At 43.3% G+C, this 21762-nt stretch carries 14 protein-coding genes and 1 CRISPR repeat array; of the genes, 1 reads left to right on the top strand and 13 read right to left on the bottom strand.

Annotated features, from left to right (window positions below; translation table 11 throughout):
• Window positions 1-29: 29 nt before the first annotated feature.
• From rodA to LEP1GSC047_RS12190, 5 genes are all read right to left on the bottom strand, one after another.
• Complete coding sequence (gene rodA, locus LEP1GSC047_RS12170; RefSeq protein ID WP_039934706.1) at window positions 30-1550, bottom strand: rod shape-determining protein RodA; 1521 nt, start codon at window positions 1548-1550, stop codon at window positions 30-32.
• Window positions 1537-3483, bottom strand: a complete 1947-nt coding sequence (mrdA, locus tag LEP1GSC047_RS12175) for a penicillin-binding protein 2 (protein WP_010413868.1) — start codon at window positions 3481-3483, stop codon at window positions 1537-1539. The genes rodA and mrdA overlap by 14 nt, the downstream gene beginning before the upstream one ends.
• Window positions 3484-3987 carry a rod shape-determining protein MreD gene (gene mreD / locus LEP1GSC047_RS12180; protein ID WP_010413869.1) on the bottom strand — a complete coding sequence of 168 codons (504 nt, stop codon included), beginning with the start codon at window positions 3985-3987 and terminating at the stop codon, window positions 3484-3486. It lies immediately after the preceding gene.
• Window positions 3984-5108, bottom strand: a complete 1125-nt coding sequence (mreC, locus tag LEP1GSC047_RS12185) for a rod shape-determining protein MreC (protein ID WP_010413871.1) — start codon at window positions 5106-5108, stop codon at window positions 3984-3986. Before mreC ends, mreD begins: the two co-directional genes overlap by 4 nt.
• A gap of 74 nt (window positions 5109-5182) precedes the next feature.
• Window positions 5183-6205: a rod shape-determining protein gene (locus LEP1GSC047_RS12190; protein WP_010413872.1), complete on the bottom strand. Its 1023-nt coding sequence runs from the start codon at window positions 6203-6205 to the stop codon at window positions 5183-5185.
• Window positions 6206-6396: 191 nt separating this feature from the next.
• On the opposite strand from LEP1GSC047_RS12190, the gene LEP1GSC047_RS12195 reads away from it, so the two are divergent.
• Entirely contained in the window at window positions 6397-7950 is a 1554-nt protein-coding gene (locus tag LEP1GSC047_RS12195; RefSeq protein ID WP_020988581.1) for a Ppx/GppA phosphatase family protein, read from the top strand.
• A gap of 127 nt (window positions 7951-8077) precedes the next feature.
• Window positions 8078-8674: a CRISPR direct-repeat array (repeat unit 36 nt; unit sequence ATCTACAAAAGTAGAAATTCTTTCCTCTCTTTAGAG).
• A gap of 138 nt (window positions 8675-8812) precedes the next feature.
• Here LEP1GSC047_RS12195 and cas2 read toward each other — a convergent pair.
• The 8 genes from cas2 to odhB all read right to left on the bottom strand — a co-directional run bounded on the left by cas2 (window position 8813) and on the right by odhB (window position 21598).
• Window positions 8813-9085, bottom strand: coding sequence for a CRISPR-associated endonuclease Cas2 (cas2, locus tag LEP1GSC047_RS22540; protein WP_010413876.1), 273 nt, complete (start codon window positions 9083-9085; stop codon window positions 8813-8815).
• A gap of 2 nt (window positions 9086-9087) precedes the next feature.
• On the bottom strand, window positions 9088-10059 hold the full coding sequence (gene cas1, locus LEP1GSC047_RS12205; RefSeq protein WP_010413877.1) for a type V CRISPR-associated endonuclease Cas1: 972 nt from the start codon (window positions 10057-10059) through the stop codon (window positions 9088-9090).
• Window positions 10053-10613 (bottom strand): type V CRISPR-associated protein Cas4, encoded by a 561-nt coding sequence (gene cas4, locus LEP1GSC047_RS12210; RefSeq protein WP_010413879.1) that lies wholly within the window; start codon window positions 10611-10613, stop codon window positions 10053-10055. The genes cas1 and cas4 overlap by 7 nt, the downstream gene beginning before the upstream one ends.
• Window positions 10614-10622: 9 nt before the next feature.
• A complete protein-coding gene (cas12a, locus tag LEP1GSC047_RS12215; RefSeq protein WP_020988726.1) occupies window positions 10623-14414 on the bottom strand; it encodes a type V CRISPR-associated protein Cas12a/Cpf1 in 3792 nt (1263 codons plus the stop codon).
• 1178 nt (window positions 14415-15592) lie between these two features.
• Window positions 15593-16009, bottom strand: coding sequence for a DUF6941 family protein (locus tag LEP1GSC047_RS12225; RefSeq protein ID WP_010413883.1), 417 nt, complete (start codon window positions 16007-16009; stop codon window positions 15593-15595).
• 131 nt (window positions 16010-16140) lie between these two features.
• The gene (locus LEP1GSC047_RS12230) at window positions 16141-18924 is read right to left on the bottom strand and encodes a 2-oxoglutarate dehydrogenase E1 component (RefSeq protein WP_010413885.1); all 2784 of its coding nucleotides are present in this window, start codon (window positions 18922-18924) and stop codon (window positions 16141-16143) included.
• A 12-nt stretch (window positions 18925-18936) separates the two neighbouring features.
• Window positions 18937-20340 (bottom strand): dihydrolipoyl dehydrogenase, encoded by a 1404-nt coding sequence (gene lpdA / locus LEP1GSC047_RS12235; protein WP_010413888.1) that lies wholly within the window; start codon window positions 20338-20340, stop codon window positions 18937-18939.
• A gap of 13 nt (window positions 20341-20353) precedes the next feature.
• Complete coding sequence (gene odhB, locus LEP1GSC047_RS12240; RefSeq protein ID WP_010413889.1) at window positions 20354-21598, bottom strand: 2-oxoglutarate dehydrogenase complex dihydrolipoyllysine-residue succinyltransferase; 1245 nt, start codon at window positions 21596-21598, stop codon at window positions 20354-20356.
• Between the last annotated feature and the right edge of the window lie 164 nt (window positions 21599-21762).

Below are 21762 nucleotides of genomic sequence, written 5' to 3' on the forward strand. Positions count from 1 at the left end.
AAGTTTGGCCGAGATTTCTACCTGCTACATCAGTTTGCGTGTTTTCGCATCTTAATCGAAAGAATAATTCCGGCGGCTATCATCGACATAATTAGGTGAGAACCTCCATAACTCATAAACGATAAGGGAATTCCGGTTACGGGCATCAGCCCTAAAACGATGCCGATATTAATCGCCATATGGTAGAAAAGCAAGGCGACGATACCCGAAGCAAGTAGCGATCCGAAACGGTCCTTACTTTCATAACTGATCTGCAGGCCTCGTAAAGGAATGGAAAACAAGAAGAAAAGCAGGAAGACCGAGCCGATAAATCCTGTCTGCTCCGCCCAGGAGGCGAAAATAAAATCCGTACTTGATTCGGGAACATGAGGAATTTTTCCTTCAGTCATTTCCGCGTTTAAGAACCCTTTCCCGACTAGCTTTCCGGAGCCGACTGCCGGTTTGGAGGCGCGTAGTTGATAGCCGGCCCCCTGCTTAAATTCGTCCGGATTCAGGAACGCCGTTAAACGAATTACCTGATTTTCGCGAAAAGGAACCGTTTTCATAACGACAACCGCGGAAAGGATGCTGATCCCGACTATTCCGAGAGGAATATAATATGTTCTTAATGTTTTTGCGCCTCGAGCGATACGGAGCAAAATCATGATCACACTCAGCACGATTAAAGTCCCGCCTACTCCTATCAACAATCCCTGATTGGATAAAAGTTTAAAAACAAAACTCGCCTCTAAATCGATTACCTGATCGACGGCTTCCCGCAATGAGCTCAGAGTCTTAGGTGTCAGATTTACTCCGGCGATATCTTTTCCGTCAAGGACCTGCCAAATCTTTCCTCCTAGTCGATTCACGATGGATAATAAATCCGTTTTCCCGGTCCTCTGCAGGAAGGCCAAAATGTCGTTTAACAAAGTCAAACGCGAATACTCCACATACATCGGAATCAACAAGGAAATTCCTCCCAAAGTCAGGAAGGAACTAATGTGAAGGTAATCCGCTCCGCCTAAGAACAACATCGTGAATAAAATCGGAAGAAAGGAAACTGCCGTTCCGAAATCCGGTTGTAAAAGAATCAGCGCCATCGGAACGAGTACGATCACGAAAGGTAGAATCAAGACCGTGATTTTCTTCATCTCCTTTTCCCGTAATACTAGATACTGTCCGAGAAGAATTACCGTGGACAATTTAGCGAATTCCGAAGCCTGAATTCCGACGGGGCCGATTTTCAGCCAGGAACGAGCTCCACGTCCGGATGGTAAGTAACCGATCCCGGGAATCAAAGTGAGCACGAGAAGAAATATTACGAATAAATAAATGAACAAAGCATACGAACCGATCAACTGATAGTTCACGCGAGAGATGAACCACATCGCGACTAACCCTATGAGAAAGTACAGAAACTGTCTCGCCCATTTATGAGCGAACAACCCTGACCCTTGGTCGTCGAAATTGAATTCCTGAGAATACAAGGTAAGAACGCTGCATAAAACGACTATAACTACCGAGATCACGAGAAAGTAGTCGATGCGATCGATGGATCTATCTGACATCATTGGATTTCTCCGGAAGGACAGGGGTGCCGGGGTCGGGAGCTTCCGCAACCCGTTTGAAACTGCCCGGTGGGAAAGCCGCTCGAAACATTTCTCTTGCAACCGGTGCCGCGCCCGCAGCTCCACCGATACCGTATTCGACAAAGACTGCGATTAAAATCTGCTCGCTTACGGGAGCACTAGCGGGCGCGTATCCCACGAACCAGGCGTGATTCGATCCCGAAGAACCTCTTCTTCTGGTCTGGGCAGTTCCGGTTTTTCCGGCGATATCCGGCAATCCGGGTTTGTTAAGAACGTAAGACGCAGTTCCGCTTTTCACCACCAAACGTAGTCCGGCCTTAATGGCTTCGACGGTGGAGGGTTGTATCGGGATGTCCCTTAATATCTGCGGTTCAGTGCGATTGATAATCGAATTATCTACCGGATCACGAATTTCACTCACAGTATAAGGCTGATAGATTTGCCCTCGATTGAGCAAACCTGCATAAAAAAGGGCCATTCCCAACGGAGTTACGGACATGAAGCCCTGTCCTATAGAAAGGTTGATCGTATCCCCGTCGAACCATTTCGTTCCGTACGTCCGCTTCTTCCATGCCGAAGAGGGAACAAAGCCTTGCTTTTCGTCCGGTAGATCGATATTGGATTTTGCATCCAATCCGAAAAGACGGGAATACGTTAGGATAGGATCGGACCCCAATTTATAACCGAGATTATAAAAGTAAACCGAACAGGACTTTTGCAACGCGTGGGCCAAATCGTTCGTTCCATGACCTCCTTTTTCCCAACACAAGAAAATCTGATCGGGAACTCCCGCAAACGTGGATTTCAATATAAAACTTCCGTTACAACTGTATGTCGTCTCCGGAGTATAGTCCACTTTATGACCGCTCTCCAACGCAGCCAAGGCGACTAACGTTTTGTATGTGGAAGCCGGGGGAAATTTCGATTGTATCGCTAAATTTAAAAATCCGCCGTTCGAATCCACACGTTTATAATGCGCTGTTCGTTCGGATCGGTTTTTGCCCGATAGAACGTTAGGATCGAAGCTCGGATTCGAAGCCATAGCCAATATTTCTCCGGTTGCCGGGCGCATCGCGATTGCCGTACCTCTCGCTCCTTTCAACGCTTTATATGCGGCGATCTGAATGTCCTTATCGATCGTGAGAATCAGGTTATTCCCCGGAGTCGAATGTTCCACGACTCTTTCCTCTTCGATATTGCCTTCGGAACTGCGTTTTTGGATTCGAAAACCGTCGGCTCCGCGCAGTCTCTCGTCGTACTCCAATTCCAGTCCGCTCTTCCCGAGCCATTGATAGGACTTAATCTCCCGTGTTAAAAGATCCGTCTTGGAAGGCTTTCCGATATACCCCGTGACGTGCGCCAAAGCCGGACCCATTTTGTAGATGCGTCGAGGCGAAGGGACCAAAATTACGTATTTCGAGACCGTATCGAATACCGAAATCCTTTCCTGTTGCGCCTTGCTGATCGCCTCAAGCAAAACGAAGGGTTTTTTAGATTTAATATTCTTCGAGAATTTAGGTTCGATCAAATCCTCTTCGTAGTACGACATCGGAATCGATAACGTTCTTGCGAATTCATGCAAGAAATTCCGAACTTTCGAAGGGTCGTATTTTAAGAGAGATGTATTTAAAACCGCATCCAAACTGGAATAATTGGAGACCAATGCCATGGAAGTCTCGGGAGTAAGAAAATTCCGATCAAACATTTCTCCGCGCGCTGCGGGAATCGTCTCGCTCTTTCGAACGAACTTTTCGGCTTTTAAGGAATTATTCGTACCTTGAACGATCTGCAAATTAAAAAGTTGGATGACGAAGGAAGCCAGTGTAAATACCACAAAGCCGGAAAAGACGTAAAGACGAACTCGAAAGCTCCTCTCTAGTTTAAACTCTGTGGATGTGGGAGATCCTCCGAGCACTTAGGCCTCCAATTGTTCCAGTCTGTACAATTTACCGAGTAGATAAAAGAACAACGGAGCGATGATCGCGTTGTAAATCGACGTACTGAAAATAGAATAGCTTAAATTCTCGTGAAAGAAAAGCGAAAATAGAAAATAAGTCGCGACCCTCGTGATCAGGGTGATCACCAAAGAATAAAGGGTTATAGAAAGATAATTCTCATGGTACGCGGATCTTGCGAATTTACCGATCGAATATCCCATTACGCAGAATGTTAAGGAATGCAATCCTATCTTATAAGTCATTACATTCCCGACTATCTCTCCCCCCAAACCGGAATCAGAGAGTAAGCCGCCGAAAAAACCGATCCAAATCCCAGCCATTGCGCCCTTTCGAAGCGCGAAGAAAAGAACAAACAGAACCATAAAGTCCGGTTTATTTCCCCACATTTCCAAGGCATTCGTTCCGTTCAGGAAATGTGATATAAAAATACCGGCAGCTATGACTACATATTCGAGGATCATTCGTTTTGTTCCTCTTCGGAGAAGCCCGGGCCACCCTCCGCCTTAGGTTTTACAGGTTTTCTATTCTGAGGTTGCGGAGGAATCGTTCCTCCCTGCACCGGATGAACAGGATTCTTCGGCTCCCGGTCTTCCTTGGGATAATTCAACTCCCCGAAATACGGATTTTCAATATTAATATTTTGACCTTCCGGCCAGGTTTCCGCCCATTTTTCCGGAAGCTTCAGTACGATCGTAACGGACTCCAGCATATCGAAGCGAACGAAAGGTTTCAAAAATGCGGTTTTGAAACTTCCGTTCCTAGGGCCTTCTTCCGTGATGATTCCGACGGGGATTCCCGGAGGAAATACTCCCGAAGACCCGGACGAATAAACGGCCTTTCCGATTTTACTTAAGGATTCCGTGTACTGGATCATTTCGGTCGGCCCCATCGGATAATCTCCGAAAACCCTCGGGTCGATAACGATGCCGCTATCGATATAATTCATCAATGCTTCCGTTCCGCGTCCGGAGTTGCCGGAAAGACTTGCCCATAAGTTGCTATCCGGAATGGAAACGCCCATATTAAAATTGGAATTGATTAAGGGTTGAACGACCGCCGATCCTCCGGTAACCGCAATCACCTTACCTACGAGCGCTTCGATGATTTCGCCTTTTTGATCCACGGAACGAGCCGTGACAGGCATATACGGTTTAATCCCTGCTTCGGAACCTTTGTCGATGATGATCGTTCTATAGATTGAATTCAAACGAACGGATAGAACTTCCGCTTTCACGCTGGAAAACTTTTGTCTCGTATTAAAATGCAATTCCCGACGAAGCGTTTCGTTTTCTCTTCCCAAGCGATCCAAGTCCTGAGGAAGAAGTTTGTATTCATCCATGGCGGCTACGCAGGCGTCTCGTTCCTGTCGGATTGTTTCGAAGGACTCAAGTTTCGTATAGGCCCCTTTAAAGAAGGAGCCGATTCCGTCGATCGAACCCGAAACCGTATCCCCCACTCTCTGAAAGCTGGCGATCCCTCTCACTAGCACATTGCTTTTGAATACGAGGGATAATAGGGAGAATAGAATACAAAAAAGGAGGGAGACGGCTTCCTTACTTTTACTGACCTGAATCCAAAGCATGTAACGTTTAGCACCCGCCCAGCCTTAGATCGCTCGGACCGGCGACTCGGGCGGGATGTCCCCCGATGGAACCCTTAGCGGATTCCTGGTTTTATATATTTCAACTCGTCTAGATATTTTCCAGTACCTAAAACAACGCAGGTTAGAGGGTTCTCCGCTCGGAAAACCGGCACGCCCGTTTCCTTTGAAAGGTAGGTTTCCAATCCTCGTAAGAGACATCCACCTCCCGTTAGTACGATCCCCCGCTCTACAATATCCGAAGCAAGTTCAGGAGGAGTCCTTTCTAAAACTCTCTTAATCCCGTCTAGAATTTCGTCGGTGGGTTCTTTCAGGGCCTTACGGATTTCGTTCGATTCCAATTCTAACGTCCTGGGAAGACCCGAAATCGCATCCCGGCCTTTTACTTCCATGGTCTCCGTTTTCTTTTCCGGGTAGGCATTACCGATGGTCAGTTTGATATCTTCCGCAGTCCTTTCCCCCACGACGAGGTTGTATTGGTTCCGTAAATATTTAATGATTGCTTCGTCAAATTCGTCCCCACCGGTTCGGATCGATTCTGCGATTACCATTCCTCCGAGAGAAATCACCGCAATCTCGGTCGTTCCACCGCCGATATCGACGATCATGTTTCCTGCGGGTTCGTTGATCGGAATGTTTGCACCGATCGCGGCCGCCAAGGCCTCTTCGATGAGGAAGATTTCGCGGGCTCCGGCCTGTTCCGCGGATTCGCGGACTGCGCGACGTTCCACCTCGGTGATTCCGGAGGGAACTCCGATCACGATCCGCGGCTTCACGAATGTGGTCCGATTATGAACCTTCGCGATGAAATACCGAATCATTTTTTCCACGGTTTCGAAGTCGGCGATAACTCCGTCCTTCATGGGTCGTATTGCGACGATTTCACCGGGTGTTCTCCCGAGCATTCTTTTGGCTTCCTGTCCTACCGCCAAAACCTTTCCGGTGGCAGCGTGCACCGCTACTACGGAAGGCTCGGAGAGTACGATCCCCTGGCCTTTCACGTGAACCAACGTGTTTGCGGTTCCGAGGTCGATTCCCATATCATTGGAAAATAGTCCGTAGAGCTTATCGAATATCATTACTTTCCCTTTCTGCCACTTTCGGGGGCTTTCTCTTTGTATTATCTGCGAAGAATGGAAAAATCATCAGGATTTTTCCGTGGTTGATCCAATTCAATATTTCTTGCGCAAGTCGTACGGGCAATTCCAAAACAAAAAAAACGAAAAACAAATTGGAAACACTAAGGGCCCGACGAAACTTAGCGGAAATTATGGTTCGGGCAAACACCCTTGCTGCCATCGATCTTGGCACAAACTCCTTTCATATGATCGTGGTCCGGGTTCGTGAAAACGGCACCTTCGAAGCCTTGACCAGAGAAAAAGAAAACGTCCGTTTAGGAAGCGGTTTGGAAGAAGGCGGAGAAATCGACCCGCCTGCATTTCGACGCGCCATCGAATGCTTAAAACGCTTCAAGGTCATAGCCGAAAACTCCAAGGCCGAAATCCGTGCGGTAGCCACGTCCGCCTTGAGAGAAGCCTCTAATCGAACCGCCTTTCAGGAAGCCGCCCGAAAAGAAGCCGGAATACGAATCGACGTGATTAGCGGCTACGAAGAGGCGCGTTTAATTTATTTCGGAGTTCTTCAAGGCCTGCCGGTCTTCGATAAAAAGATACTGATGATCGACATCGGCGGAGGAAGCACGGAAATTCTAGTCGGTTACCGAGGAGACATCCTTTTTTCCAAAAGCTTCAAATTAGGTGCAATCCGACTTACCGAGAAATTCCTGAAATCGGATCCCCTTTCCTTCGCCGAAATCAAAAAGTGCAAGCTTTACATCGAGGAAATGATTCTTCCCTTTCGTAAAGTACTGAGGGATCTCCACCCGGAATTGATCATCGGTTCTTCCGGAACCGTTCAGGCAGTCGCCGGAATCATTCGAGCCTTTAACGGAGAGCAGGAAGAACGCCCTCTAAATCATTTTAGAATTTCCGCCGGAGAATTTCGAAAAGCCAAGAATCTAGTGTTAGAGGCGGATACTTCCAAAAAAAGGGCAAAGCTACCGGGACTCGATTCCAAGCGTTCGGATATTATCGTAGGCGGGATTCTGATCTTGGAGGAGTTATTCCAACAACTGGATCTTCCGAATTTGATCGTTTCGGAATTAGCTCTGCGGGAAGGAATTATTTACGATACGATTCGGAAATGGGAACATTTCCAAGACGACGAACATTCCCGTCATTTGGACGATATTCGCCAAAAATCCGTCCATAATTTGCTGGTTTCCTTCACTCGAGACGAGATATACGCTAGGCATGTGGCGAAGCTTGCTCTCGATTTATTCGATCAGTTAAAGAACGTTCATAACTTAGGAAACGAGGAACGGGAATTGTTAGAGGCCGCGGCATTGTTGCACGAGGTCGGATTGTTCATTTCTCATTCCGCGTATCATAAACATAGTTATTATCTGATTCGAAACTCCGAGGCGATGTTGGGATTTACTTGGGGAGAAATCGAAATCATTGCCCTGACCGCAAGATATCATCGGAAAAGCGGCCCGAAAGTAAAGCACCGGGAGTTCCAACGTTTGGGGTATCGAGAGCAAGAGATCGTCCTAAAGCTTTCGGGTATATTGAGAATTGCAAGTGCTTGCAACCGAAACCGTCAAGGCCTGATCGAATCCATCAAGTGCCAATCTAGGAAAAATCAAATTATATTTACGTTAAATGCAAAAGCGGGATATGACAAAAGCCTAGAACTTTGGGCCTGCGAAGAACAAGCGGAACCTTTCGAGTCCGCGTATGGACTTGTTCCGTTGTTTCAATGAACTGAGGACTGAGGACAGACGCGCTCGCTTCGCTCGCGCTAGACAGAAGCTGCTCGGTGCAGTATAGGTATTGGACGTTAGGTATCTCCTCTCTTTAGAGGTCATTTTGTTTGATCCATGTCATTTCATCTACAAAAGTAGAAATTCTTTCCTCTCTTTAGAGTCCGGAAAAGCCTATGAGTTAATCACATCTACAAAAGTAGAAATTCTTTCCTCTCTTTAGAGTCACAGTTATCGTATTCTTTCGCAGATATCTACAAAAGTAGAAATTCTTTCCTCTCTTTAGAGATACAATCTCTATTAAAATATGCAACTATCTACAAAAGTAGAAATTCTTTCCTCTCTTTAGAGGCTTACGATTTAGTCGTAACAGCTAGAATCTACAAAAGTAGAAATTCTTTCCTCTCTTTAGAGCGGAGACGGAAGCGGGAGCGGATAATATCTACAAAAGTAGAAATTCTTTCCTCTCTTTAGAGCTTCTACAATAATCGAATCATGTTCGATCTACAAAAGTAGAAATTCTTTCCTCTCTTTAGAGATGTTCAAGAGATCTGCCCAGTATTTATCTACAAAAGTAGAAATTCTTTCCTCTCTTTAGAGTGTTTCTTTTTCCCCGGATGGAGTTATCTACAAAAGTAGAAATTCTTTCCTCTCTTTAGAGATAATGGAAATATGTTTAAAAGAGCCAATCTACAAAAGTAGAAATTCTTTCCTCTCTTTAGAGAGGTAATCGAATAAAGGCTACGCAAATGGGGTAATTTCCAGCATTATTTATTAGAAAACGGGGTTTTTTTCGTACTTTTTCGGACATAAACAGTATTTTTCATCCAATTTTAAACAGGAAGACGGAGGTTTGCAACGCTTACAAAATTAGCAGGTCTGTTTCTTGATTTTTCGCAAAACCGTATCGAGTTATTTTACAATGAGCACTCATGTGAAATATTATGATACTGTCATTTTGTGAAAACTTTTTTTCAAAGTATTGCTTAATTTGAGTCTCTATATTAATGAGAACCCGCTCGCTATTGCGAATCTCGAAGACCGAATATTGAAGTCGCTCTCCAAATTTCTTTAAAAACTTTGCAAAACGGGTTCGCAATTTCGTATCACTGATATCGTAAGAAATAAGCAGCATGGTTAATCCTCACCGTTAATCAAAAAAACAGGATATTCTTTTATATGTCGATTGCGCATAAAAGCCCTGTAATATTTTTGAGTGTAATCGAAAATATCTTCTTTATGCTTCAGTATCGCTTCCATTAACCAATGGGTATATTTTTTGTTTTGGTCGATTTTTAATAATAATCGACCTTTCGAAGAATTAAAATCCTTTCCTTGGATCTGTTTCAACCCGTAAGCACTTTTAATCTTTTTATCAATGATACAGCGAAAAGGTTCTACAATATCGCATACAAGAGATTTTCTTTGATAAAAATTTCTATGATACACACCTTTGAATACATCGAAGCCGTATAAATTAAGCATGGATTCCACAAAATAAAAGAGATAAGTATACCCGATATCCATTACGGTATTCGTAATATCGAATTTTGTACGAGGCTTTCTTCCTCGCCAGCTATTCTCTTCAAACCAAGCATTAAAGAAAACCCGGGAGGATATTCCTTCTAGCCCAAGAATGGATTGAAGGCTCAATTCCTCCCCTTCTTTCTTTAAATAAGTTTCTAAATTCACAATCCCTTCCTTAACCCGATCCGACTTCTTTCGAATCGATTTGAGTAATGAAATCTGATTTTGGACTTTATTTTGCACTATATGATACGCAATATCGAGTCCCTCGTAAGAATACTGTTTTGATCTTAAAAGAAAATTACCTTCTGCCGCGGAATTCCAGATTCCGATTAAACGCATTCCGTATGATAACAAATAAATTGAAAATCCGAACGACTTACTTCGCTGTATAATACCAGACGTTATAGAAGTTCCGCCGATAATCCATAAGGAAAAAATCCGATAACAAGACACCTGAGTAATCGTATTGCCATCTGCATCTTTAATTAATAAATTATCATTTTTAAAACTTACCGCTTGTCCTTCCGAAGAAGTAGAGATGACTACTATTTTTTCTCTAAAATCGTTCAGACTTAACATAGGCTATAATCGCATAAATGTGAATAAATGCACTTCCTGCATTTTTCAATATTTGCCTTAAAACCGGACCGCTCCAAATCGAAATCCTTTATATCTCGAATAAGCTTTTCGAACTTATCAAACATCTCCTGGTTTTCGGAGGGCAAAGGAATCTGGTGATTTATATTTTTAGTAATATCATGGAGTCGAATTTGCCTTACAGCTAGGCCCATCTCTTCCAGAGCGAAATACTGAGCGTATACTTGAAAAATGTAGCCATCGTAAATTCTGATAATCTGATTCTTTCTTTCGGTTAGACATCCCGTTTTTATATCGAATATGTCTATTTTCCCTTGTATTCCGTATTTCTCACAATACACGTCGATACCGACGAGAACATCTTTCCTAGTTGTATAGCTTCCAGTATCGATCGCTCGGTGTGCCGCTAACCCTTCTGTCTGAGGTTTCGAATGGTACATGGCTTGATCCAACGTGCCGTGTACTTGATGAAAATAGATAGATCTCGGACAGAATATGAAGTCGTTCAAAAATGAAATAGGGATATACGTTTCCATCGCTCATAATTACCGATTTCTTTCCCACACAAACTCCAGCCAATCTTTGTTTTTGATTTTCCATTTCGGCCTACTCAGATTTTCTTCTTTAGTTTCGTTCAGAACCAGAAGGTTCATAAGACCCTTCAGAGCGATATGATAAGCACCGTTGGCATCAGCATCTTTCGGCTCATCGTCACTTGCTTCCAAAGAGTTAAAAAACCGTCCTTTGGAATCCACTACTGGAGAGAGTATAAAATCTTTTTCCTCCTCCCCCTTTTTTCCATTATTCTGCCTAAGAGAAAGAGTGGTTTTTATATAAAACAATAGGCTTTTAAAAAATACTGCATCATTCTTCCTCAATATTTCAGGTTTCAGATCTTGCCCATTCGAAAAGGGAATATCGACAAATAGCTCTTTTAATTTTTCCGTGATTTGAATGGAATTATATTGAATGGATGAATTTGCAGTTTTAGACGTAAAATATCTTTCTACATTCGTTGTACAAATAACCCAAACCCGATTTTTACCCAACATTAAATTTTCGCTGAATTTTCTAGTGTCAGCAGTAAATTCAAACCAGTCCATTTTAGAATTAAACCGAATCGAATCAAATTTATTGATCCATTGTTTAGCTTTTTCTATATTTTCATATGCCGGGTGTAAAAAATCGATAAATCCCGTTCTTGGATCTATCTTACTAGTATTCCAGGAGGGCACATAAAAAAGAAATCCAGTCTGCTTACTTAATTTTTCGAAACTTTGAAACTCATCCGTTAATTGATAAGCTTTCAACACTCCTCCCGGCTCCGTTGGTTTATTTTCTTTGAATACAAGGAAATTCAGTTTATCAATTAACATTTTCTCAAATTTTTGATAAACCTGCCTTTCTACTTTTTGACGCCCCCTCTTAAATCCTATATTCAAGTCCTCCAATACAACGATCGCATTATTTTCGACCATGAGTTTTGAAATTTGATGAATTACTATGGATAAATAGCCTTCTTTTAGTTCTTTGATATTCTCTACGGTCCCCCAAGATTTTCTCGCCTTATCTCTTTCAATTTCTTTTTCTTGTAACTTCTCTTTGTAATTTATTTCAGGACGGCCTTTCCCACTTTGCATTGAATCTAGCAAGGTTTGTTTAAGGATCTCCCCCTTCTGATTGATCATGACTAAATAGAGAAGGTTACGCTCTCCACGATCGATCCCAATAATATTTATATCCTTATTCCTTTTAAGAAATTCGTTTACTTTGAGATTAAAATTGAGTCGTTCCTTTGATTTGAAGTTTAAAGAAATAGGTAAGTGAAATTGGAATTTATCTTCCGAATAACGTTTATCCTTTAAAATCGGATATTTTAATTTCTCGAATAATTCAGGATGGTGACCCTCTCGTTTCTTTTTTTCATCGTAGTTAATTGATTTCTTACGAAAGAACATTTCCGCTTCGCCGTTTAGCTTCAGGCATACATCCTTTAAATTTTCCTTGGAGAACAATGACCTAAAATAAATCGTGTGAAGGTTCGGCTTACCTTTAGAAAAGATCGAAAAATCCTTATTATAAATTTGAAATAGATAAAGCTTACCATCCTCTACTAACGAATCGATATAAAACTTTGATACTTTCTTAAAGTCGAGATTGTAACCTTGTCTTTCTACTTCTCGATAAAATTCGCTAATATTTTCGTAACTGGAGGTTTTTGAGAATTTAAAGTCGAACCTACTCCAATCTTCATTTTTAGAAATGGATTCCTTATAGAAATCAATGAACTTGTGGCAGTCCTTTAGCTTAAAGTTCTTGCCTTCTTTAAAACTCTTAGCCTCTCGGATCTTTAAAATAGATTTAGACGGATTATAAATACTCAAATTATCTGAAGAAAAGATTATTCTTGGAAGCTGCATATGAGGAGTGGGAATAAGTTTATACACCATCTTTTCATAAAACAATTCATTGGGTTTTACTTTAGGAATATCCGATAAAATTGTATTATTTTCCTTATCCATTACCCCGAGATAATATTTTTGATCTTCCCGAAAAATTACACACAAGTTAGCAACTTCGCGATTCTCATCCCAGCCCTTTAGCAATGTAGAGTTTTCAAAGTTTAATTTGAATTTTTCTTTCGAATATATTTTTCCAGTCAAGTAGTTTCGCACTTTATTATAAAGATGACCGATTGAATCGATTTCTTCGTAATAGCCTTCCAATTGATTATAAAAGCCTAAATCCTTTTCATCGAAAATTTCCGCAGAAAGCAGAGGTTTTAAAAAGAATTGTAACGATTTAATGGAATCCAAAAAGTCTTTGATCTTACCGACTTCCTTTTTATCAGCTTTAAGATTTCGATCCCTCGGGTATTCGGCTCCCAAAAGCGGTTCTACTATCGCATAAGCCTCTTCTATCCTTTCGAGTAGATCGAATTGTTTTTTTGCATCATCCTTCGATTTGAACTCCGCAAAGTAGGCTTCGAGACGAATCTTAACTCGTTTTTCGTCCTGACTTTTGGAATAAGATTCTATGGCATCGTTCAAGAATGAAATTGTATAGTATTTTTGTTTTAACCATTTTTCTTTTTCTTTTTCATATTTGAGAGGCGACTTTATCTTTTTTTTAGGATCACCGACTGATTCGTCATATTTAAAAGAAACAGATTTCTTAATAAAACTCCAATCATCAAAGAGGAAGGTGGAGATTGATGCGAGGCTATTATCATTTGCTAGATAAATTCCATCTAGCTCATACCGATTGAAGCTCGAAAGAAACTTTTTAAGCTCTGCTATGATGCTCTTCTTTTTTTTATCGAGTTTCAGATACTTTGCAAATTCTGTGATGGAATTTAAGACGCTTTGATCGTCCGGAAATGCTTCGGGAATAAAGGATTTAGTTTCCCGATCCCCGAGAATTTGTTTGAATAAAATCTTTACATTCGGTAAATTTTTCCGATCTATATTATTCTTCTGTCTGTATAAATTAATATATTCATTAAGCCCCTGAATTTTCTCTCCACTTTCTTCCGATTTCCCTCCCAAAATCGTATTATACGCATCTATTCCTTTTTGATTTAAGACATTAACAAACCCATCAATCGAAAAATATTCTGTTAATTTAATGTTCTTATCTATTTTTTTTAAATTCTTTTTCAAATCCGACCAGGGAAAATCTTTAAATCGCCTTTGAATAGATTCGATGATTTTTAAGTTATCGAGAAATTTCGGAAGATTTTGGTGAATGATTCGATATCCGATAGCCGTAGATTTTTTTTCATCCGAATATATATTCTGCCGATTGCTATGAAATCCAGTAAAGTAAGTTGTAAATGACTTAAAATTCGAAACCTGTTTCCTTTCCTCATCCGTCTCACAGAATTTCTCAATTTCATTTCTGATTAATTCCTTACTAAATAGATTTTTATATTTTTCAGCGACTTCTTCACTAAATTCCCCTTTAAAAGCCCCTACTAGCATCTTTCTTAGTTTCTCGGATAATGCCTCAAGCCTCTCTTTATCCGGTATATTCTTTTCCGTCTTGTAATACAATTCGGAGAATTCTTTTATCTCCTTTATAAATTGAGTCGAGAATCTTGTTTTATCTTTTTTCTTTTTTTGATGCAATACTGAATCAAAGACTTCTTCGATATATGCTCTATGATACTTATCTATAATTTTTTTAACGGCCTTATAGTCTTCGGCTCGAATTTTATCTTTCTTTAAAAATCCTTTTTTCTCTATATGTTCTAGAGTCTTTCCCACGGGCTTTAATTCAAAACGCAGGGTTTTTTGTATAGAATATATATTTACAAAACCTGAATAATCTTCCATTTTATCTCCTTAAACTATTTAATATTCAAAAATAAATTCTCGTAACAATTATGGCAAGGATCGAAGACCCAAGATTATAAACCCGGTGAAAATAGGATCTTCGAAAGCTTGAATAGCTTCTTAATACCGTAATTGGAAGTCGGTATTAAAATAAATATTTCAATTACTATATTATCATATCGGACATTAGTATATGCTACTGGAGTACTTCGATCCGTAAAGTGAATACAAAATAAAACCTAACAATCAATCAATGATAAATATATAAACCAAATCTGAATCCTTTTCTCAGCAATTTCCGGGTATGAAATTTCCTTGTCTCGATCCAATTAGGTTTTTGGCGACACTTTTTAAGTAATTCGGGCTAAATTCTACTGGACTGACGTCTCCCAAAAGGGAGCGAGACCTTTGTCTATTATAAAATAATTCTATAGGCTCTAACGGAATGCGTCTCAGTACCGTCAATCCCCCCATTTTCAAGTTACGGAGATCTCCCATACGGGATATATCCTGCAATATAAGTTTTAAATGTCGGATTTAGGCATGAGCAGATTTGAATATTATAAATTTCGGGAATAAGAGGAACTGCGTCAAAGGGCTTAGTTCTTTAAGCTAAATCGTTTTTCAGAGGACTGCGGATTGAAGACAGAATCCGCTCGACGTTAGAAATGCTACGGAGGACGAGGGAAAAATCCACTGATAACTTAAGAATCTTTCTCTAGAACGTAGGAACTCCGCTTTTCAATGTTTTGTCCTCTGGTGCCTTGGGTCCGGGGGTGCGAGCGGACGATTCCCCGGAGATATGGAGTTAATTCAAATGCAGTTTGTTTGATTGAAAATTTGACTTCACTTCGTTCAGTCACCCTACGGGAATCTCGCTCCCTAAGGGTCGCTCGATTGAGTAGCGGAAGACGCGCGGGCGCGGCTGCAGCGCGGGGGAGACGTCCCCCATCTTCTGCCTCAGCGCCAGGGATGCGCAGGGCTTTAGTCCAACACCCGAATAAAACGCGGGCTATATTAGAAAAATAAAATGTGTTGGATGAGCGTGACTACGCGAACCCGAAGCAGCCCGGTCCTCACGAAGTGAGGAGGCGCCCAAAATACCCGGAGTATGGTTAAGCAAAGCGAAGTCAAATCATCAATCACACCATAAGTAAAAATCGGGACGGCCGATGAAGCTAAGCGGGCGGAGGAACGGCAGGAACTTGATCGACCCAAAGAGGTCGACTCCCGACAATATCTCCTCCGACACGTAAGAGTAAAATATAACGTCCTTCTCTCGGAAAAACTGCGTGCGGGATTGGAATGCCGATTTCGACGGGCTCTGCACCGTTATTCACTCGAATCGTTCCGCCGACTCCCATTATTTTTTCACTCGTATCCGCAAATTCAAGTTCGAGCGTAAATTCATGATCACCCGGAGTAAGATTCGTAACACAGATATAAATTCCCCAAGGTGGGAAAACGACAGGGAATTGCTGCGCAAAGAATTTCGTAAACGTTCCGATAATTCCGCGCTTGCCGTTGTCTTCGGTTATCACTCGATCCGCAAAGAGTAGAGCAAGAAGCACTGGTTCGCTTGCATTTGCATTCATGGTATTGATGATTACCTACTGCTCGGTCTACCAAACGAACAGAATATATTATTCGGTAGACGAAGATTCGAGTACAAAGTTCTAATAAAAGAAGCGAAGGTTTCCGAGGGATTCAGAAACCTTCTTTTTATTCAGTAAAGAAACGCATCCTGCACGAGTTGGTCTTGCTCCTGAAGATGGACTTTCATATGACCCGCAGCCGGACTCGGAGATTCTTTTCGACCCGCATATTTCAATCGCGAGGACGAAGGAAGAAGTTCTTCCAAACGATCCCGTACGAAAAACCATGCACCTTGATTTTTCGGTTCTTCCTGGCACCATACGAATGTTTTCGCGTTCTTATAAGTTCTTAAAATCGCCTCGATTTCCTTATTCGGGAACGGATACATTTGCTCCACGCGAATCAATGCGGTATTTTGAACCTTATTTTCTTCGCGATATTTTAATAAATCGTAATAGACTTTTCCGAAACTGAACACGATTTTTTCGACTTTATCCGCTTTTAAATCGCCCGAATCGGGTAGAACTTCTTTGAAAGCTCCCTTCAACAGATCTTCGATCGGAGACAAAGCACCCGGAAACCGCAAAAGCGATTTCGGCGTAAAGATGATCAACGGTTTACGGAAATTTCTAAGCATCTGCCGTCTGAGCAAATGGAAGTATTGTGCCGCATTCGTACAATTCGCGACCTGCATATTATTGTCGGCGGAGAGCTGGAGGAATCTCTCTATACGACCCGAGCTATGTTCGGGTCCTTGGCCTTCGTATCCGTGAGGCAGCAATATGGTTAAACCCGATAACCTTTGCCATTTTACTTCCGAACTGGAAAGAAATTGGTCGAAGATCACTTGAGTATTATTGGCAAAGTCTCCGAACTGCGCTTCCCAAATAACCAAGGCATTCGGATCCGAAAGCGAGTAACCGTATTCGAATCCCAAAACGGAAAATTCCGAAAGCGATGAATTTACGATCTCGGCCTTGGCTTGCTTGTCAGAGATATGATTCAATCCTACGTATTTTTCGCCGGAATTAATATCCACAAGAACCGCATGACGATGAGAGAAAGTACCCCTTTGGCTGTCCTGTCCCGAAAGTCGGATTCTAAAACCGTTTTCCAGAATCGATCCGAAGGATAGCGCCTCGGCCATCCCCCAATCCAAAGGAATTTTTCCTTCCGCCATTTCTTTTCTACTTTGTAGGAGCTTGACTAATTTCGGATTCGGAGTGAATCCTTCCGGAACGGTCGTGATCGCATGAACGATTCGATCCATCTGCTCCGCAAGTACGGAAGTCGCCGTGCCGCTGTCCAGAGGATCCTTGGAGTAGCGGGCCCAAACTCCGCGCATCGTATCGACCTTCATCTTAATATCCTGCTCTTTAGCTCTTTGGAAAGAATCTTCCAAGCCTTGTTGCGAGCCGTTTTTGATGAAATCGATTTCGTCTTTAGTAATATCTCCGTCCGCCAATAATTTCTTTTCGTAGAGTTGCGCGGTCGGAAGATGACTTTTGATTACCGCATACATTTTGGGCTGGGTGAATGCAGGTTCGTCGGTTTCGTTATGCCCGAGTCGGCGATAGCAGATCAAATCGATGATAAAATCCTTTTTAAACTTCTGACGATATTCCATCCCGAGTTTAGTCACTCGGTAAACCGCCTCCGGATCGTCGCCGTTAACGTGCACGATGGGGATCTGATAACCTTTTGCCAAGTCGGTCGCGTACAAAGTCGATCTAGATTCGTTCGGCAGCGTGGTAAAGCCGATCTGGTTATTGATGACGATGTGAAACGTTCCACCGGTCGTATAACCTTCTAAATTCATTAAGTTAATGGTTTCCGCAACCACTCCCTGTCCGGCAAACGCGGCGTCTCCGTGGATGGTTACAGGCATATACTTAGAGCGCTCGGTATCGTCGTACTGCTCTTGTCGTGCGCGAACGGATCCGGTTACGACCGGATTTACGGCTTCCAAATGACTAGGATTAAAAGCCAAAGATAACTTTACTTCCTTGCCCGCTGTCGTCATTTTACTGTTGGAATAACCCAAATGGTATTTTACGTCGGCGTAGCTGACGGCACCTTTTTCCGCTTTTTCCTCGAACTCGGCGAATACCAAGGAAGCCGGCTTTTCAATCACATTAACGAGTACGTTTAAGCGACCTCTATGAGCCATGCCGATAACGAGTCCGTCCATTTTAAAATGTCCGGCCTCTTCCACGATCGTATCTAGCATGGGAATCATGCTCTCCCCTCCTTCCAGGGAGAAGCGCTTTTTACCCACGTATTTTTTTGCGAGAAACGTTTCGAAATGATCGGCTTGGAAAAGTTTTTCAAAGAGGCGGAGACGGATACTTTTGGATAAAGGAGCATGGAAATCGACGGATTCGACCTGTTTTTGCAACCATTCTCGCTCCTCGTCGTTTACAAGATAATATTGTTCGTATCCGATCGTGCTACAATAGGTCTTTTCAAACCAGTCGATGACATCCCTAAGCTTAGCTCTTCCGAGACTAGCGTTATTGGTGTCGACGACCGTATCCAAGTCCGACTGGGTCAAGTTCCCCAGTTTAGCGTCTATGAATTTGCGATTCGGTTTAAAAATTCCTAATGGATCCAAATCGGCAGCAAGGTGCCCCTGCCTTCTATACGCATTCAGAAGGTTGATGATCCCCATTTCACGAAAAGAACCCGCCTGGGCGTCAGTAAATGAAGTCGCCACGGCTCCTTTTCCGTTTCCATTACCGTTCGAGGCGCCGTTAGTTCCGTTACCGGAATAGACCCCGTTGGTCTCGACTTCTTGGAAAAAGAGAGCCCATTCCTTGTCCAAAGACTGGGGATCTTTCTTAAACTTTTCGTAAAGTTCTTCCAGGAGAACTCCGTTTTCTCCGTATAATGCCATTAATTGTTCGATTTTCATAATGAAAACTCCCTATGCGTGAATCGCCCACTTATCGACGGCCATTGCCGCCTCTTTTACAACTTCGGATAAGGTAGGGTGTGCATGAAACGATCTTGCAATATCCTCGGCCGAAGCGCCGAATTCCACTGCGACCGCCAATTCGGCGATCATGTCCGAGGCCCTAGGCCCGAAGACAAAGGCTCCCAAAATCTTATCCGTCTTTTTATCCGCCAATATCTTTACTTGGCCTTCGGCCTCGTTCATCGCTTTTGCTCTTGCATTTGGCTTAAATAGGGACTTTCCGGTTTTGTATTCGACACCCGCGGCCTTGAGTTCCTCTTCTCCCTTTCCGACCCAAGCCAATTCCGGCCAAGTATACATTATGGAGGGAACGGCTAAATAATTCACATGGCCGGATTGGCCGGCGATTAACTCCGCGAGGGCGACTCCTTCTTCTTCGGCTTTATGCGCCAGCATGGGGCCGTCGATCACATCGCCGATGGCATAGATACCCGGAATATTCGTCCGGAAATGGGAATCCACTTTGATGCGTTTTCTCTCGGTTAATTGGACCCCTGCGTCCTCCAAGCCGATCCCCTCGATGAAGGGCTTTCGTCCGATCGCCACTAAAACGACATCCGCATCCAGCTCGGATTCCTTGCCGTCGGGCGCCGCAATTTTAACCTTCACGCCGCTCTTACCCGAACTGGCGCCCAAGACCTTGTGCTCGAATAAGAAATCGAATCCCTGACCTTCCAAACTTCTTTGGAGTAAGTTCCCGAAGGATTTATCAATATTCGTTAATAGACCTGGTAGCAACTCGACGACCGTGACCTGGGAACCCAGGCGTTGCCAAACGGATCCTAATTCGAGTCCGATAACGCCGGCGCCGATAATAACGAGTTTTTTCGGGACGACCCGAAGATCGATCGCATGATCCGAAGTAATGATCGTTTTTCCGTCCACCGGAAGACTAGGAATATCGATCGGAACGGATCCTGTCGCCAATACGATATGCTTTGCGGATAGAATTTCCTTTTTTCCATCGGTAAGCGAAACCTCTACGTTTCCCCCGCCCAATAATTTTCCGAAACCTTCGTAACGAGTGATCTTATTCTTTTTCATCAAGTAGTCGACGCCGTCGGTGACTTCCTTAACGATCACATTCTTACGTTCCATCAACTTACCGAGATCGAGCGTAACCTTGCCGACTCCGATCCCGTGGTCCTGGGTTTTATGAAGAACTTTATGATATTCTTCCGAAGAGTCCAATAAGGCCTTGGAAGGAATGCATCCTACGTTTAAGCAGGTTCCCCCCAGGGTTTTTCTCTTTTCGATGATTCCGGTCTTTAAGCCCAACTGAGCGGCGCGGATCGCATTTACGTATCCACCCGGGCCCGAACCGATAACTAGTACGTCGAATTCTTCCGCCATTTCTATCGATTCCCTATACTTCCAAAAGAAGCCGAGTCGGATCCTCGATCGCTTCTTTTACTTTTACCAAGAAAGTTACCGCCTCTTTTCCGTCCACGATCCTATGATCGTAGGAAAGAGCCAAATACATCATCGGGCGAATAACGATCTGGTCGTTTACAACGACGGCGCGCTTCACTATATTATGAAGTCCTAAAATTCCACTTTGAGGCGGATTCAGGATCGGAGTCGACATCATTGATCCGTAAATTCCCCCGTTCGAAATCGTAAAGGTTCCCCCTTCCATTTCCGAAAGTTCGATTTTGCCGTCTTTTACCTTATTCGCAAGTCTGGCAATCTCGGATTCGATCTGCGCAAAACTGAGCAAATCAGCGTCCCTGACGATAGGAACGACGAGGCCTTTCGGCCCTCCTACGGCCACTCCGATATCGTAATAATTCTTATAAACCGTATCCGTTCCGCGAATTTCAGCGTTGATGGCGGGAATGATTTTCAATGCGCCGATCGCAGCCTTCGTAAAGAAACTCATGAATCCTAGTCCGATATTATGAGCGTCCTTGAACTTATCCTTATATTTATTCCTAAGATCCATCACGGCGCTCATATCCACTTCGTTAAACGTCGTAAGATGCGCCGCGTTATGTTGTGCGGAAACCAAGCGATTCGCGATAGTCTGGCGAAGCTTGGTCATAGGAACTACGTTCTCGCGAGGCAGATTTCCTCTGTTTGCGGCCGGAATCGCTTTAGGAATTTCTTTTACCGGTTGCGGTTGGGTGGAAGGGCCTGCCGTCACGTTAGTCGCCTTATTGGCCGCAGCCGTTAAGACGTCCTCTTTCGTAATTTGCCCGTTCTTTCCGGTGCCACGGATCGAGGCCGGATTTAAACCGTTATCATCGATCAACTTTCTAACCGCCGGCGGAAGCGTCTCGTTGACGGCTCCTGCATTATTTACTATCGGTGCTGAGGTCGTTTTGGCTGTTTCTGGAGAAGTGGAGGAGGGGGAAGGAGAGCTTGAGGAGGAGGCTGAATCGATAAGTCCGATGACTTCTTTGATTTTAACCGTTTCTCCGGGCTTTTTATTTATCTTCTGGAGGACTCCCGCCGACGGGGCCGGGACTTCCATGGTCACCTTATCGGTTTCCAGTTCTACGAGGACTTCATCCTGTTCTACTCGTTCGCCTTCTTTTTTAACCCAATTTGCTATGGTAGCTTCCGTAATGGATTCGCCCATTTCGGGAACCTTGATCTCTATCGACATCTTGATCCTGCGGAGGCAGTTATCCGTCCCATTCCGAGACCGCCTCCATTTCACTTTCCGTAAGCCGAAAAATTCTGTAAAGCGGTTCTTGGCAAAACCGTGTTTTGATGAAAATAACCTCTTCCTATTCAATTCGACGGTTAAATTTCGACCGGCAAAGAGGA

This window comes from Leptospira inadai serovar Lyme str. 10, assembly GCF_000243675.2.
GTDB classification, from domain to species: Bacteria; Spirochaetota; Leptospiria; order Leptospirales; family Leptospiraceae; genus Leptospira_B; species Leptospira_B inadai.

What these genes read in the sequence shown, in the direction of transcription:
- rodA (WP_039934706.1), bottom strand. Translation starts at nt 1,550, where the DNA reads ATGATGTCAGATAGATCCATCGATCGCATCGACTACTTTCTCGTGATC.
- LEP1GSC047_RS12190 (WP_010413872.1), bottom strand. Translation starts at nt 6,205, where the DNA reads ATGATATTCGATAAGCTCTACGGACTATTTTCCAATGATATGGGAATC.
- mreD (WP_010413869.1), bottom strand. Translation starts at nt 3,987, where the DNA reads ATGATCCTCGAATATGTAGTCATAGCTGCCGGTATTTTTATATCACAT.
- mreC (WP_010413871.1), bottom strand. Translation starts at nt 5,108, where the DNA reads ATGCTTTGGATTCAGGTCAGTAAAAGTAAGGAAGCCGTCTCCCTCCTT.
- cas2 (WP_010413876.1), bottom strand. Translation starts at nt 9,085, where the DNA reads ATGCTGCTTATTTCTTACGATATCAGTGATACGAAATTGCGAACCCGT.
- LEP1GSC047_RS12225 (WP_010413883.1), bottom strand. Translation starts at nt 16,009, where the DNA reads ATGAATGCAAATGCAAGCGAACCAGTGCTTCTTGCTCTACTCTTTGCG.
- lpdA (WP_010413888.1), bottom strand. Translation starts at nt 20,340, where the DNA reads ATGGCGGAAGAATTCGACGTACTAGTTATCGGTTCGGGCCCGGGTGGA.
- LEP1GSC047_RS12230 (WP_010413885.1), bottom strand. Translation starts at nt 18,924, where the DNA reads ATGAAAATCGAACAATTAATGGCATTATACGGAGAAAACGGAGTTCTC.
- cas12a (WP_020988726.1), bottom strand. Translation starts at nt 14,414, where the DNA reads ATGGAAGATTATTCAGGTTTTGTAAATATATATTCTATACAAAAAACC.
- odhB (WP_010413889.1), bottom strand. Translation starts at nt 21,598, where the DNA reads ATGTCGATAGAGATCAAGGTTCCCGAAATGGGCGAATCCATTACGGAA.
- LEP1GSC047_RS12195 (WP_020988581.1), top strand. Translation starts at nt 6,397, where the DNA reads ATGGTTCGGGCAAACACCCTTGCTGCCATCGATCTTGGCACAAACTCC.
- cas4 (WP_010413879.1), bottom strand. Translation starts at nt 10,613, where the DNA reads ATGGAAACGTATATCCCTATTTCATTTTTGAACGACTTCATATTCTGT.
- cas1 (WP_010413877.1), bottom strand. Translation starts at nt 10,059, where the DNA reads ATGTTAAGTCTGAACGATTTTAGAGAAAAAATAGTAGTCATCTCTACT.